The sequence below is a fragment of the Amycolatopsis sp. NPDC051045 genome (genome assembly GCF_040682955.1).
Lineage (GTDB): Bacteria > Actinomycetota > Actinomycetes > Mycobacteriales > Pseudonocardiaceae > Amycolatopsis.
The window spans coordinates 260313-275129 of sequence record NZ_JBFBCC010000002.1 but is presented as its reverse complement, the minus strand read 5'-3'; the positions used below and the strand labels follow the sequence as shown (position 1 = coordinate 275129).

12 protein-coding genes are annotated in these 14817 nt (G+C 70.9%); 9 read left to right on the top strand and 3 right to left on the bottom strand.

What is annotated here, in order from left to right:
• Window positions 1-3: 3 nt before the first annotated feature.
• A complete protein-coding gene (locus AB0M80_RS05350; RefSeq protein ID WP_364559205.1) occupies window positions 4-807 on the top strand; it encodes an SAM-dependent methyltransferase in 804 nt (267 codons plus the stop codon).
• A gap of 52 nt (window positions 808-859) precedes the next feature.
• Window positions 860-1666 carry an SAM-dependent methyltransferase gene (locus tag AB0M80_RS05345; RefSeq protein ID WP_364559202.1) on the top strand — a complete coding sequence of 269 codons (807 nt, stop codon included), beginning with the start codon at window positions 860-862 and terminating at the stop codon, window positions 1664-1666.
• Here AB0M80_RS05345 and AB0M80_RS05340 read toward each other — a convergent pair.
• Entirely contained in the window at window positions 1663-3075 is a 1413-nt protein-coding gene (locus AB0M80_RS05340; protein ID WP_364559199.1) for an MFS transporter, read from the bottom strand. The genes AB0M80_RS05345 and AB0M80_RS05340 overlap by 4 nt on opposite strands.
• 169 nt (window positions 3076-3244) lie before the next feature.
• Here AB0M80_RS05340 and AB0M80_RS05335 point away from each other — a divergent pair, with 169 nt between their 5' ends.
• The 4 genes from AB0M80_RS05335 (at window position 3245) to AB0M80_RS05320 (ending at window position 7841) form a co-directional block, all read left to right on the top strand.
• Window positions 3245-3934 (top strand): MBL fold metallo-hydrolase, encoded by a 690-nt coding sequence (locus AB0M80_RS05335; protein ID WP_364559196.1) that lies wholly within the window; start codon window positions 3245-3247, stop codon window positions 3932-3934.
• A 9-nt stretch (window positions 3935-3943) separates the two neighbouring features.
• Window positions 3944-5002 carry a sensor histidine kinase gene (locus AB0M80_RS05330; RefSeq protein ID WP_364559193.1) on the top strand — a complete coding sequence of 353 codons (1059 nt, stop codon included), beginning with the start codon at window positions 3944-3946 and terminating at the stop codon, window positions 5000-5002.
• A gap of 7 nt (window positions 5003-5009) precedes the next feature.
• Window positions 5010-5675 (top strand): response regulator transcription factor, encoded by a 666-nt coding sequence (locus AB0M80_RS05325; protein ID WP_364559190.1) that lies wholly within the window; start codon window positions 5010-5012, stop codon window positions 5673-5675.
• A gap of 114 nt (window positions 5676-5789) precedes the next feature.
• Window positions 5790-7841: an MMPL family transporter gene (locus AB0M80_RS05320; RefSeq protein ID WP_364559187.1), complete on the top strand. Its 2052-nt coding sequence runs from the start codon at window positions 5790-5792 to the stop codon at window positions 7839-7841.
• An 89-nt stretch (window positions 7842-7930) separates the two neighbouring features.
• On the opposite strand, the gene AB0M80_RS05315 is transcribed toward AB0M80_RS05320, so the two are convergent.
• Together AB0M80_RS05315 and AB0M80_RS05310 are read right to left on the bottom strand one after the other, a co-directional pair.
• On the bottom strand, window positions 7931-10102 hold the full coding sequence (locus AB0M80_RS05315) for a 3-hydroxyacyl-CoA dehydrogenase NAD-binding domain-containing protein (RefSeq protein WP_364559184.1): 2172 nt from the start codon (window positions 10100-10102) through the stop codon (window positions 7931-7933).
• An 8-nt stretch (window positions 10103-10110) separates the two neighbouring features.
• A complete protein-coding gene (locus tag AB0M80_RS05310; RefSeq protein ID WP_364559181.1) occupies window positions 10111-11322 on the bottom strand; it encodes an acetyl-CoA C-acetyltransferase in 1212 nt (403 codons plus the stop codon).
• Between the two features lie 150 nt (window positions 11323-11472).
• Between AB0M80_RS05310 and AB0M80_RS05305 the strand changes: the two genes are divergently transcribed.
• The 3 genes from AB0M80_RS05305 (at window position 11473) to AB0M80_RS05295 (ending at window position 14814) form a co-directional block, all read left to right on the top strand.
• The gene (locus tag AB0M80_RS05305) at window positions 11473-12684 is read left to right on the top strand and encodes a TetR/AcrR family transcriptional regulator (protein WP_364559179.1); all 1212 of its coding nucleotides are present in this window, start codon (window positions 11473-11475) and stop codon (window positions 12682-12684) included.
• A 92-nt stretch (window positions 12685-12776) separates the two neighbouring features.
• A complete protein-coding gene (locus AB0M80_RS05300) occupies window positions 12777-12965 on the top strand; it encodes a hypothetical protein (RefSeq protein WP_364559176.1) in 189 nt (62 codons plus the stop codon).
• 166 nt (window positions 12966-13131) lie between these two features.
• Window positions 13132-14814 (top strand): HEXXH motif-containing putative peptide modification protein, encoded by a 1683-nt coding sequence (locus AB0M80_RS05295; protein ID WP_364559174.1) that lies wholly within the window; start codon window positions 13132-13134, stop codon window positions 14812-14814.
• Window positions 14815-14817: the final 3 nt, after the last annotated feature.

Below are 14817 nucleotides of genomic sequence, written 5' to 3'. Positions count from 1 at the left end.
CGGATGACCGAGGAGCACGCGAAGCGCGGAATCGACTTCGACAAGCCCAACGCGGCGCGCGTGTACGACTACCTGATCGGCGGCAAGCTCAACTACGCCATCGACCGGGAGTTCGCCGAGCGGATCCTCGAGGTGCGGCCGGAGGCGAAGGACCTGGCCCTGCTGAACCGGCGGTGGCTGCGGCGCGCCGTCCGGTTCGGCGCCGAGCAGGGCATCCGCCAGTTCCTCGACATCGGCTCGGGCATGCCGACCGTGGGGCACGTGCACGAAGTCGTCCAGGCGATCGACCCGGCGGCCCGGGTGGTCTATGTCGACAACGAGCCGGTCGCCGTCGCGCACAGCGAGATCGTGCTGAAGGACAACGACAACGCGGAAATGGTGCAGGCCGACGCCGAGTTCCCGGACGACGTCCTGGAGCACCCCACGACCGAGCGGCTGCTGGACTTCGGCCGGCCGGTGATGGTGGTGATGGCGGCGTTCGTGCACTTCGTCCCGGACGAGCGCAACCCCGCCGGGCTGATCGCCGCCTACCTCGACGCGCTGGTCCCGGGCAGTTACCTGGCCCTGTCATCCGGGACGTTCGAGGGACAGGGCGACGAGGTCCGGCGCGCGGCGGAGCTGTACCGGAAGAGCGGAACCGACGTCATCGCGCGGTCGCGTGCGGAGCTGCGCGCGCTGGTGGACGGCTTCGAACTCGTACCGCCGGGGATCGTGTTCACGCCGGAATGGCGGCCGGACGACCCCGCCGAGGTCGGGGCGCACCCCGAGCTGGCGAGCCAGCTGGCTCTGGTGGTCCGCAAGAACTAGCCGCCCGCGGCTCCGGCTATTCTCGCGGCACACCTGACTCCGGGAGCGGCGGATGAGCGAAGACGAGTACGCGCGGCGGGGCATCGACCTCGACAAGCCCAACCCCGCGCGGGTGTACGACTACATCCTCGGCGGGCAGCTCAACTACGCCGTCGACCGCATGTTCGCCGAACAGGTGCTGGCCGCGCAGCCGAACGCGCGCGAGCGGGCCCGGCTCAACCGGCAGTGGCTGCGCCGGGCCATCCGGTTCGGGATGGACCAGGGCATCCGGCAGTTCCTCGACATCGGCTCGGGCATGCCGACCGTCGGGCACGTGCACGAGGTGGCCCAGGACATCGACCCCACCGCGCGGGTCGTCTACGTCGACAACGAGCCCGTCGCCGTGGCGCACAGCGAGATCGTGCTGGAGGACAACGAGAACGCGGCGATGGTGTACGCCGACGCCGAGTTCCCCGACGACGTCCTCGACCACGACATCACCGAGATGATGCTGGACCTGGACCAGCCGGTGATGGTGGTGATGGCGCTGTTCGTGCACTTCATCCCGGACGAGCGCGATCCCGCCCGGCTGATCGCCGCTTACCGCGACGCGCTCGCGCCCGGCAGCTACCTCGCCCTGTCGTCCGCCACCTACGAGCAGCAGAGCGACGGCACGGCCCGCGCCGTCGCGATGTACCAGAAGAGCGCGAACCCCGTCACGCCACGCTCGGCCGACGAGCTCCGGGCGCTGGTCGAGGGCTTCGAGATCGTCGACCCGGGTGTCGTGTTCATCCCCGAGTGGCGGCCGGACGACCCCGCGGAAATGCCCGCCAACCCGGCGGAGTGCGGCGGGCTGGCGCTGGTGGCACGCAAGAACTAGGCGGCGACCAGCTCCGGCGCGGTCCGCCTCTTCGGGACCAGCGCCGCCAGCAGCACGCCCGCCAGCGCGGCGGACGCCGCCACCGCGAACGTCGCGCGGAAGCCGGCCAGCGAGGGCACCGGCAGCCCACCGACGCTGATCGTCAGCTGGGCCAGCATCGCCGCCATCACGGCGCTGGAGATCGCCGTGCCGACCGAGCGCATCAGGGAGTTCAGGCCGTTCGCCGACGCCGTTTCGGTGACCGGCACCGAACCCATGATCAGCGCGGGCATCGCCGCGTACGCGATGCCGACGCCGGCACCGATGATCACCGACGCCGTGATCAGCTCCAGGGCGTTGTCCATCAGCACGATCGCGAACCCGTACCCGGCGGCGATCACCAGCGCGCCGCTCATCAGCGTCGGGCGCGGGCCGAACCGGACGATGAGCCGCGCGGAAACCGGCGAGAGCAGCATCATCACCAGGCCGTTCGGGGCCAGGGTGAGGCCGGACTCGACCATCGTCTGGCCCAGCCCGTAGCCGGTCGACGCCGGAGCCTGCAGCAGCTGCGGGAACGACAACGCCATGGCGTACAAGGCGAAGCCGACCATGATCGACGCGAGGTTCGTGAACAGCACCGGGCGCCGGGCGGAGACCCGCAGGTCGACCAGGGGGTCACGGCGGCGCAGCTGGTAGGCGCCCCAGGCGAGCAGGACGACGACGGCGGCCGCGGCCAGCCCCAGCGTCGGCGCGCTGGTCCAGCCCCACGTGCCGCCCTTGACCACCGGCAGCAGCAGGCAGAGCAACCCGGCGGCCAGCCCGAACGCGCCGAAGTAGTCGAACGGCGCGGGCGTGCGCAGCGGCGACTCCGGCACCACGGTGAAGATCAGCAGCGCGCAGGCCAGCCCGAGCCCGGCGGCGGTCCAGAAGAGCACGTGCCAGTCGGCGTTCTCGGCCACCACGGCCGCGACCGGCAGTCCGATGGCGCCGCCGACCCCGAGCGTCGCGCTCATCAGCGAGATCGCCCCGCCGACGCGTTCGGGCGGCAGTTCGTCGCGCATGATGCTGATGCCGAGCGGGATCACGCCCATCGCGCAGCCCTGCAGCCCCCGGCCGACGATCTGGAACGCGAGCGCGCTGGTCGTCGCCGAAACGATCGAGCCGGCGATGAGCAGCGCGAGGCTGACGAGGATCATCCGCCGCTTGCCGTAGAGGTCGCCGAGCCGCCCGCTGACCGGGGTGATGACGGACGCGGCCAGCAGCGTCACGGTGACCACCCAGGACGCGTCGGCCGCCGAAGCGTGCAGCAGCCGCGGGAAGACCGGGATCAGCGGCACGACCAGCGTCTGCATGAACGACGCGACGAGCCCGCACGAGGCGAGCACCACGACGATCGCGCGGCCGGACGGCGCGGAACGGGACACCACCACACCCCCAGTGTGTACTTAGTACGCATCATGCAACTTCATGCACTGTACCTACGCACTGGGTATTTTCCGCCTGGCCGGTGGCGGAGGCGGCCTTCGTCACAGCCGGCTGCGGTTTCGCTGTCGGCGGATCGGGCAGCGAACCTCCACCGCCCCTCCCTACCCTCGCGGCATGGAGCTCGTCGAGATCACCCCGCGTCTGCACCTCGTCCGGTACGCGTTCGGCCAGGCCTACCTCTGGCAGGACGACGACGGCCTGACGATGGTCGACGCCGGGATCGCCGGGTCGGCGGCCGACACCGCCGCCGCGATCCGGGCCGCCGGGCGTGCTCCCGAAGAGCTGTGCCGGGTCGTCCTCACCCACTCCCACGCCGACCACGCCGGCGCCGCCGCCGAGTTGCGCGCCTGGGGTGGGGTCGAGGTCCTCGCGCACCGGGCCGACGCTCCGGTGATCCGCGGTGACCGGCCCGCCGCGGAGCCCGTGCTGCTCGACTGGGAACGGCCGTTGTTCGAGCAGAACAGCCCCCAGGCCGGCGGGCTCACCGGGCCGCCGTGCGCCGTCGACCGGGAACTGCGGGACGGCGAAGAGATCGCCTTCGGCGGTGGCGCGCGCGTACTCGAAGTGCCCGGGCACACCGACGGCAGCATCGCCCTCCACCTCCCCCACCACGGCGTGCTGTTCACCGGCGACTCGATCGCCCAGCTGGACGGCAAGGCCGTCCCCGGCGTCTTCAACACCGACCGGGAGAAGCTCCTCGAGTCCTTCGGCCGGCTCGCCGCGCTCGACGTCGAGATCGCGTGCTTCGGCCACACCGACCCCTTCACCCGCGACGCCGGGAAGAAGCTGCGCGAAGCGGCCTAAGCTCGGCGCATGCGGCGCTACGTACCCGAACTGGCGGTCACCGTCGCGGTGCTCGCCGGCTCAGTCTTCGCGGTGCTGGGCGACCGTCCCGAGCCCGCGCACCACGCCGCGATCGGCTGGGTGCTCACCGTCCTCTGCTGTGCCGCCCTTTTCTTCCGGCGCCGGTACCCGCTGAGCGTCGCCGGGTTCGCGCTCGTCTGCTGCGCGCTCTACTACCCCCTGACCGACCCCGACGGCCTCGTCCTGCTCGCCTTCGCCTACGCCCTCTACAACGCCGCCGCGGCCGGGCGGATCCGCGGCGCCGCGCTGCTCGTCGTCGCGGCGATGGCCGGTGTCACGGCCGGGGAGATCGGCTCGCGGACCGGGCGGCACGTCGACAACTTCGCGTTCTTCCTGATGACCGGCTGGTTCGTCGCCCTGGTCGCCGGCGGCGCCGTCGCGCACTACCGCGCGGAGGCCGAGCGCACCAAGGAGGCCGCGGCCCGGGCGCGGGCGACCGACGAACGCCTGCGTATCGCCCGCGAGCTGCACGACGTCCTCGGCCACCACCTCGCGCTGATCAACGTCCAGGCCGGCGCCGCGCTGCACCGCCGTGACCCCGGTCAGGCCGAGGAAGCGCTCGGGGCGATCAAAGACGCCAGCAAGACCGCACTCCAGGAGTTGCGCGCGACGCTCGGCATGCTCCGCCGGCCCGAGCCGCCCTCACTGTCACGCGTCGCGGAGCTGGCCGAGTCGGTCGGTGCCTCCGGGCTGACCGTGCGCACCGAGATCGACGGCGTCGCCAGGGACCTGCCGCCGGATGTCGAACACGCGGCGTTCCGGGTGGTGCAGGAGGCACTGACGAACGTCGCCAAGCACGCCGGCGCGAAGACCGTCGTCGTCCGGCTCGGCTACGGCGCCGACGAGCTGACCGTGGTTGTCGACGACGACGGCCGCGGCGGGACGGCCCCGGCGGGCAACGGCATCCACGGCATGGCCGAACGCGCGCGGGCCCTCGGCGGCGAGGTGACCGCGGCGCCGCGCGAAGGCGGCGGCTACCGGGTGCGCGCCCGGCTGCCGGTGCGATGATGGGCCGATGATCCGGATCCTGCTCGTCGACGACCAGCGGCTCGTCCGGGCCGGCTTCCGATCCATTTTGGACGGCGAGGACGACTTCGCCGTGGTGGCCGAGGCCGCGGACGGGCGCGAAGCGCTGCAAGCCGCGCACGACCACCGCCCGGACGTCGTGCTGATGGACATCCGGATGCCGGTCCTCGACGGCCTCGCCGCGACGAGGCACCTCCTGGAAGACCCCGGGGTGACCGCCAAGGTCATCATCCTCACGACGTTCGACCTCGACGAAGACGTCTACAGCGCGCTGCGGGCGGGCGCGAGCGGGTTCCTGGTCAAGGACACCGAACCCGAGGAGCTGATCCACGCCGTCCGCGTGGTGGCCCGCGGCGACGCGCTGCTGGCGCCGTCGATCACCCGGCGGCTGATCGCGGAGTTCGCCGCGCGCGTCACCCGCCCGGCGGCGTCCCCGGCGCTCGACCGGCTCACCGACCGCGAACGCGAAGTGCTGGCCCTGGTCGCGGCCGGGCTGTCGAACGACGAGATCGCGCGCGAGCTGACCCTGAGCCCGGCGACGGCGAAGACGCACGTCAGCCGCATCATGACCAAGACCGGCACGCACGACCGGGCGCAGCTCGTCGTCCTCGCCTACGAGTCCGGTGCGGTGACGCCGCGGTGGCTGGCTCTCTGAGCCGTACTCCCGTGGGAGTACGGGAAACGCCTTAAGGGACACCGCCGGGAGCACGTCAAGTGTCCTCCCGTGCGCGACGCGCGGTAGGGCCGGTTTCGCGAATCCTTGTCCACCATGGACACCATCACTCGCTCCACCGGGGGAAACCTGGCGCGGCTGGCCGGCTGGGCCCAGCGCCACCGGTGGCTCGCCGTCGCGCTCTGGGCGCTGGTCCTCATCGGCGTCACGTTCACCTCCCGGCTCGCCGGCAGCGCGTTCCACGACGACAACTCGTTGCCCGGCACGGAGTCCCAACAGGTCGTGGACCTGCTGAAGACCACCGCGCAGTCCGGCGCGAGCGCGCAGATCGTGCTGAAGGCCGACAGCGGGCTGGCCGCGAACCGCGCGCCGATCGCGGCCATGCTGGACGAGGTGCGGGCCCTGCCGCACGTGCGGTCGGTGACCGAGCCGTTCGAGACGCTGTCGGCCGACGGCCGGATCGGTTACGCCGGCGTCACCTTCGACGCGGCCTCGACCGACCTCCCCTACGACGACATCGTGAAGTTCGCCGACACCGCGAAGCTGTCCGGGCCCGTCGAGGTCGGGCTCGCCGGGGACCCGATCGAGCGGATCTCCGGGGGTGGTGGCCCCGCGGAAGGCGTCGGCCTGCTCGCCGCGCTGGTCATCCTCGTGTTCCTGTTCCGCTCGCTGCTCGCGGCCGAGCTGCCGGTCATCACGGCGGTGTTCGCCGTCGGCAGCACGCTGGGCGTGATCACGGTCGTCTCCCACTACGTCGACATCGCGAGCTACACCTCGCCGCTGATGATGCTGGTCGGGTTCGGCGTCGGCGTCGACTACGCGCTGCTGATCTTTTCCCGCTACCGCACCGAGATCCTCGCCGGCCACGACCGCGACACGGCCGCGCGGCGGGCGCTCGACACCGCCGGCCGCTCGGTGCTGTTCGCCGGGACGACCGTGATCATCGCGCTGCTCGGCCTCCTCGCGCTCGGGCTCGGCGGGCTGCGCGGGGTGGCGCTGTCCGTCGCGCTCACCGTCCTGATGACGATGCTCGCCTCCGTCACGCTCCTGCCCGCGCTGCTGTCGCTGTTCGGAAAGCGGTTGGAACGCGGGATCCGCCGGCACGCCGCGAAACGCGATCACGGCAAGGCGTGGCGACGGCTCGCCGACGGCGTCCAGAAGCGCCCGCTGGCCCCGCTCGCACTCGGCTTGATCGTCCTCATCGGACTGTCGATTCCGGCCGCGGGGATGCGTCTCGGGTTCGCCGACGCGAGCACCGACCCCGCCGGCTCCACCACGCGCAAGGCCTACGACCTGCTGGCCGAGGGGTTCGGCCCGGGCTTCACCGGACCACTCGCGATCGTGACCGAGGACGGCGACGCCGTCGCGCTGCAGCGAAAACTCGCGGCGACCCCGGGGATCGCCCGGGTGCTGCCGCCGATGGACCGGACCGTCCTGGTCTTCCCCACGACGTCACCGCAGGACGAAGCAACGGCCGAGCTGGTGACGCGGCTGCGTACCGAGGTGCTGCCGGCGCTGCCGGGCCACTACCTGGTCGGCGGCTCGGTGGCGGCCGCGACGGACTTCGCCGACGCCGTCGCGGATCGGCTGCCGCTGTTCGTGCTGGTCGTCGTCGGGCTGTCCGCGCTGCTGCTGATGGTCGTGTTCCGGTCGATCCTCATCCCGCTGAAGGCCGCGCTGCTGAACCTGCTGAGCATCGGCGCCTCGCTCGGCGTGATGACGCTGGTGTTCGGCGACGGCTGGTTCGGCGCGCAGCCCGGCCCGATCGAGGCGTTCGTGCCGGTGATGATCTTCGCGATCGTCTTCGGGCTGTCGATGGACTACGAGGTGTTCCTCGTGTCACGGATGCACGAGGAGTGGCGGCGCACCGGCGACGCGCGGCTGGCGGTGCGCGAAGGGCTCGCCGCGACCGGCGGCGTGATCACCGCGGCCGGCGCGATCATGGTGCTGGTGTTCGGTGCGTTCCTGCTCGACCCGTCGCGGATGCTGGCGCAGTTCGGCCTCGGCCTGGCGGTCGCGGTCCTGCTGGACGCACTCGTGATCCGCTGCCTGGTCGTCCCGGCCGTCATGCGCCTGCTCGGCGAACGCGCGTGGTGGCTGCCGCGGTGGCTGGACCGCCGGCTGCCGCACCTCGCGCTGGAGCCCTGAATCCCCGCCGTCCGGACACCGGCAAAAGCCGTGAATGCCACCTTGAGGGACGCTGTGTCCCTCAAGGTGGCATTCACGGACTTGGGAGGCTATTCGTAGATCTCGCCCTTGGCGGCCTTCTCGACCAGGGACTGCGGCGGCTCGAAGTGGTCGCCGTAGCGGGCGGCCAGCTCGCGGGCCCGGTCGACGAAGCCCTGCAGGCCACCCTCGTACTGGTTGATGTACTGGATGACACCACCGGTCCAGGCCGGGAAGCCGATGCCGAAGATCGAGCCGATGTTGGCGTCGGCCACCGACGTCAGCACGCCCTCGTCGAAGCACTTGACCGTTTCCAGGGCCTCGGCGAACAGCATCCGCTCCTTGAGGTCCTCGAACGGCACCTGCGCCGAGCCGGACTTGAACGCGTCACGCAGGCCCGGCCACAGGCCGGTGCGCTTCCCGTTCTCGTCGTACTCGTAGAAACCGGCACCCGAAGAGCGGCCCTTGCGGTCGAACTCCTCGACCATCCGGTCGATCACGCCCTCGGACGCGTGCGACTTCCACGTGCCACCCGCGGCCTCGACCGCCTCGCGGGACTCCTGGCGGATCTTGCGCGGCAGGGTCAGCGTCAGCTCGTCCATCAGCTGCAGCGGCGGCGCCGGGTAACCCGCCTGGGCACCCGCCTGCTCGATCGACGCCGGCTCGACGCCCTCGCCCAGCGCGGCGACGGCCTCGTTGATGAACGTGCCGATCACCCGCGAGGTGAAGAAGCCGCGGCTGTCGTTGACGACGATCGGGGTCTTCTTGATCTGCAGCGTGTAGTCGAAGACCTTGGCCAGCGTGGCCGGCGAGGTCTTCTCGCCGCAGATGATCTCGACCAGCGGCATCTTGTCCACCGGCGAGAAGAAGTGGATCCCGATGAAGTCTTCGGTCCGCTGCACGCCCTCGGCGAGCGTGGTGATCGGCAGGGTCGAAGTGTTGGAACCCAGGACCGCGTCGGCGTTGACGATGTTCTCGATCTCGCCGAACACCTTGTGCTTCAGCTCGACGCTCTCGAAGACGGCCTCGATGACGAAGTCGACGCCCGCGAAGTCGGCCGGGTCGGCGGTCGGCTTGATCTTGGCCAGCAGCGCGTCCGACTTCTCCTGCGTGGTCTTGCCGCGCGAGAGGGCCTTCTGCTCAATCTTGGCCGCGTAGCCCTTGCCCTTCTCGGCCGCCTCGAGCGAGACGTCCTTGAGCACGACGTCGATGCCGGCCTTCGCCGAGACGTACGCGATCGCGGCACCCATCATCCCGGCGCCGAGGACACCGACCTTCTTGGCCGTGTACTTCTCGAAGCCGTCCGGCCGCGAGCCGCCGGAGTTGATGGTCTGCAGGTCGAAGAAGAACGCCTTCGTCATGTTCTTCGAGACCTGGCCGGTCGCGAGGTGGATGAAGTAGCGCGTCTCGATCTGGATGGCGGTGTCGAAGTCGACCTGCGCGCCCTCGATCGCGGCGGCCAGGATCGCCCGCGGCGCCGGCATGTTCGCGCCCTTGATCTGCTTGCGCAGGTTCGCCGGGAACGCCGGCAGGTTGGCCGCGAAGCTCGGGTTCGACGGCGTGCCGCCGGGGATCTTGTAGCCCTTGACGTCCCAGGGCTGGACGCCGCCTTCGGGGTTGGCCTTGATCCACGCCTTCGCGGCGGGGACGAGCTCCTCGACGGTTCCGACGAGCTCGTGCACGAGGCCGAGCTCGAGCGCCTTGGCCGGGCGGTGCCGCTGGCCCTGCAGCAGGACGTTCAGCAGCGCGCTCTGGATGCCCAGCAGGCGCACGGTGCGGACCACGCCACCGCCGCCGGGCAGCAGGCCCAGCGTCACCTCGGGCAGGCCGATCTGGCTGCCCTTGACGTCGGCGGCGATGCGGTGGTGCGTCGCCAGCGCGATCTCCAGGCCACCGCCGAGCGCGGCGCCGTTGATCGCCGCGACGACCGGCTTGCCGAGCTGCTCGATGCGGCGCATCTGCCCCTTCATCAGGGTGCTGCCCTCGGTCAGCTCGGTCGCGTGCTCGGGCTTGGCCTGGATCAGGTCGTTCAGGTCGCCACCGGCGAAGAACGTCTTCTTGGCGGACGTGATGACGACGCCGGTGATGGAGTCCTTCTCGGCCTCCAGCCGGTCCACGGTGACGCCGAGCGACTCGCGGAAGTCGGCGTTCATGGTGTTCGCCGACTGCTTCGGGTCGTCCAGGGTCAGGGTGACGATGCCGTCGGAGTCCTGGTCCCAGCGGATGGTCTTGCTTTCAGCCATTTGAGTCCTCACACCCGCTCGATGATGGTCGCGACACCCATGCCGCCGCCGATGCACAGGGTCACCAGCGCGCGGCGCGCCTGGCGGCGTTCCAGCTCGTCGACGACCGTGCCGACCAGCATCGCGCCGGTGGCGCCGAGCGGGTGGCCCATGGCGATCGCGCCGCCGTTGACGTTGACCTTGTCCTCGTCGAGGTGCAGGTCCTTGATCCACTTGAGCACGACGGACGCGAACGCCTCGTTGAGTTCCCACAGGTCGATGTCCTCGGGCGTGAGGCCCGCGGTCTTCAGCACCTTTTCGGTGGCCGGCGTGGGGCCGGTGAGCATGATCGTCGGCTCCGAGCCGACGGTCGCGGTCGCCACGATCCGGGCGCGCGGGGTCAGCCCGAAGGTCTGGCCGATCTGCTCGGACCCGACCAGCACCAGCGCGGCGCCGTCGACGATGCCGGAGGAGTTGCCACCGGTGTGGACGTGGTCGATCTTCTCCACCGAGTGGTACTTCTGCAGCGCGACGGCGTCGAAGCCGCCCATGTCGCCGATCGTCGTGAAGGCCGGCTTGAGCTTGCCGAGGCCCTCGACCGTGGAGCCGGGACGGCGGTGCTCGTCGTGGTCCAGGATGGTGACGCCGTTGATGTCCTTGACCGGCACGACGGACTTCGCGAAGTAGCCACCGGACCACGCCGCCTCGGCGCGCTCCTGCGAGCGGACGGCCCACGCGTCGACGTCCTCGCGCGAGAAGCCCTCGATCGTCGCGATCAGGTCGGCACCGATGCCCTGCGGGACGATGTAGTTGTCGTACGCGGTGGCCGGGTCCATGAACAGCGCGCCGCCGTCGGAGCCCATCGGCACCCGCGACATCGACTCGACGCCGCCGGCGATGATCAGGTTGTCCCAGCCGGAGCGGACCTTCTGCGCGGCGGTGTTCGTGGCCTCGAGGCCGGAGGCGCAGAAGCGGTTGAGCTGCACGCCCGCGACGGTGTCCGGCAGGCCCGCGTTCAGGGCGGCGGTGCGCGCGATGACCGCGCCCTGCTCGCCGACCGGGGAGACGACACCGAGCACGATGTCGTCGATCACGGCGGGGTCGAGGTTCGGGTGGCGGACCTTGAGTTCTTCGATCAGGCCGACCACCAGGTCGACCGGCTTGGTGCCGTGCAGGGCACCGCCCTTGTTCTTGCCGCGAGGCGTGCGGATCGCCTCGTAGATGTAGGCCTCGCTACTCACAGAACAAACTCCTCGCGAGCGGGTGGGACGTCTTCGTACCGCGGCCGACTATACCGGCCAGTAGGGCTAATGGCCATTAACATATCCCCGGATAACCCCATGGTGTCAATGGGTTGTCTGTGTGCCATGAGCCGCTATCGTTCTTTCACCATGACCGACGTCGAACGCAGCTCCCGCCCCCGCGACCGCAAGGCCCAGCTGGCCGCGGTGGCGGCGGAGCTGTTCCGCGCCCGGGGCTTCCCCGGAGTCGGCATCAAGGACATCGCGGACGCGGCGGGCGTCACCGGGCCGGCGTTGTACCGCCACTTCGCGGACAAGCAGGCGATCCTGGCGTACGTCGTGCTCAGCGGCTTCGAGGACATGGAGGCGGCGACGACGGAGGCGCTGTCGGACACCGTTCCGCCCGCTGACCAGCTGGAAGTCCTGCTCACACGCTTGGCGGCGCAGGCCGTCGAACGCCGTGAGATCGCGGCCCTGTGGCGCTGGGAGGGCCGCCACCTGCCGAAGGAGGACCAGCGCGAGATCGCCCGGCGTTCGGCGCTGGCGCTGACGGCGTGGTCGAAGGCGCTGCTGGCCCGGCGCCCCGACCTGCCGGGCGAGGACGCGGAGTTGCTCTGCTGGGCGGCGCTGTCGGTGTTCGGCAGCGTGTCCGTGCACCACACGTCGGTGGCCCGCCGCCGCTTCGCTCAGCTGCTCGTCGAGCTGGCCCTGGGTGTGTTGGACGCCACACTGCCCACGCCCGTCCCGGCCGCGCATCCGCCGTCGTTGCGGCTCGGCACCCCGTCCCGCCGCGAGCAGGTCCTGGCGGAAGCGACGGCACTGTTCGCCCAGCGCGGCTTCCACGACGTGAGCATGGAGGACATCGGAGCGGCGGCGGGCATCGCGGGCCCGAGCGTCTACCGCCACTTCCCGAGCAAGGCGGCCCTGATGGTGGCGATCGGCCACCGAGCGGCGGACCGGCTGGCCCTGGCGGCCGAGCAGGCCCTCCGGACGTCCGACGAACGCTCGGCCCTGCGCCGCTTGGCGGAGTCGTACGTGCACACGATCCTGCACACGCCGGAGCTGCTGGTGTCGTTCTCGGCGGACCGCGTCACGATGCCGGATCGCGACAAGGCGGATCTGCTGCGCGTACAACGCGATTACGTGGCCCAGTGGGTGACGCTGCTGTCGGCGGTGCGGCCTGCACTGCCCCCGCGCGAGGCGAAGATAACGGTCCACGCGGCCCTGACCATCGCGAACGACCTCGCCCGCACCCGCCGGGTGGCCTCCCGCCCGCACTTCGAAGCCGAGCTGACCACGCTGTTGCACACCGTTCTGGGAGTCGAGGGCCGGCCCGGCATTCACTCGAAAATGTGCACATGACACGAGCAAATGCATGGGAAGACCGGGGCTGAAGCTGGCATCATGGAGGCCCATGGCCGGTCGGCCATTCGCCGATCGGGAGGGGACGCAGCGTGACGACGCTACTCGACAACTTGGCTCCGAACCTCGAATCCGAGGTGGTGGACCTCGGGAGCGTCCCGCTGGCCGTCCTCCGCACCTTGGACACCCCCGAATTCCGCCGTGCGGTCCAGTACGTGGTCGAGGACGCCGGATACGTCCGCGTCTGCGATCAAAAACTCGAAAACGGCTGGTCACGCTGACTTCTCAGCGCCCATGACACCACCCGGAACAGGCCCCGAAGAAATCACGGTCCACCGGCTCAGCAGGGTGGATTTCACCGACTTGGCCCGCGGCGCCGGCGGGGCGCGAGTAGTGCACCGGCTGCAGAAAGCCGAACGTAGCCGCAGGCTGCTGCTCCTCCGCGCGGTGACTGACATCGCCGCGAAGAAGAGCGACCTGCCGGGGCCACTGCCCGATGCCGAACAAGCCTGGGAGCTGCTGGCCCGGGTCCAGGCCGTGGCGCCGGCCGTCCTCGACCTCGTTCTCGCCCACCCCTACACCGGAAGCTGGCTGGGCTACACCTCCCGGTTGCTCCACCGGCAGATCACCGGGGTGTGCCCGCTGTGGGTGCACGTCGGCCACATCCACGCGCTCGCGGCGGCCGCCGCGATCCGGGCCGACCTGCCCTTCGTCGCCGAGATCCCGGTCTGGTCCGGAAATGCCGCACTCCCGGGGCTGGGTGTCGCACGGCTGAACGGCGACAGGCCCTACTCGATCGCCGAAGTGAGGTGCGACCACCGCCGGGAGATCCGCGACGGGACGTCGACGGTGGTACTCCCCGCCGACCTGTCGAGCGACGCCCCGGGCTGGTGGGGCGTACGGCAGCTGACGCTGGGGGCTCCCGCGAAAACACTGTCGCTCCGGCTGGATGACGTCGACCCCTATCGCGGTTCGTACGATCCGGTTCTTCCCCAGCGGCTGCCCGCCGCCGAGGTCCGGGAATGGGAAGTCCTGCTCGGCGAGGCTTGGCAGCTGATCAGCCGCTGCCTGCCTCAGGAGGCCGAAGCCCTGCAGGCGGGCTTCGATTCGGTGGTCCCGCGGGCATTGATGCCGTTCCGCACGTCCAGTGCCTCGAGCAGCGAAGCGTTCGGGAGTGCGATCGTCGCGAGACCCACCGACGCGGCCACGCTGGGCGCGATGGTGATCCACGAATTCCACCACAACCGCCTGAGCGGCCTGTTGCACCTCGTGTGCCTGCACACCGATGATCCCGCCGAACGGTTCTACACCCCGTGGCGCGACGATCCACGACCTCTCGGCGGCGTGTTCCAAGGGGTCTATGCCTTTTTCGGGGTGGCTGCTTTCTGGCGGGCACTCACCCACGACGACAGCTACCGGCCCCGCCGGCTCGCGGAGTTCGAATTCGCCTACTGGCGTGCCGCGACCTGGCGTGTCCTTCGCGTGCTTCGGAACGATGGGGAACTCACCGACGACGGGCGGCTCTTCCTGGACGGCGTCGCCGACCTGATCGGGCCGTGGCAGCAGGAAGAAGTGTCCGCGGCCGCCGCCACAGCCGCAGCCGCGGCCGCCGCCGATCACTACGCCGGATGGCGGCTACGTCACCTGCGCCCGGACCCGGCCGTGGTCGGCGCGCTCGCGGACGCCTGGTGCGCGGGCGAGGCTCGGCCGTCATTCGGCCACCTCGAGGACGGCCTGCCCACCCCGGTACCGGACGGCCGCTGGCGGCATGCCCGCCTCGACCTCGCCCGGCTGGCCATCGGCGACCCCCGGGGGCTGCCGCACTCCTGGTCGACGGTGCCCGACGCCACTTCCGCGGACTTCGCCTACGCCGAGGGCCGCTTTCCCGCCGCTGTGGCCGGCTACCTCGCCGAACTGGCCGAGGATCCCGACCGGCCCGCGGCTTGGGCGGGCTTGGGGCTCGCACTGGCCAAGACGGACGCTGCCCCGGCCGCGCACGCACTCCTCCGTTGCCCTGAGCTGGTCCGCGCGGTGCACCGGGCGGTACGGGCACGGGATTCCTCGTGCCCGCCCGAAGCACTGGCGACGTGGATCGGCTGGCTCGACATCGGCGTGCAACCAGGGGGTTAGCCG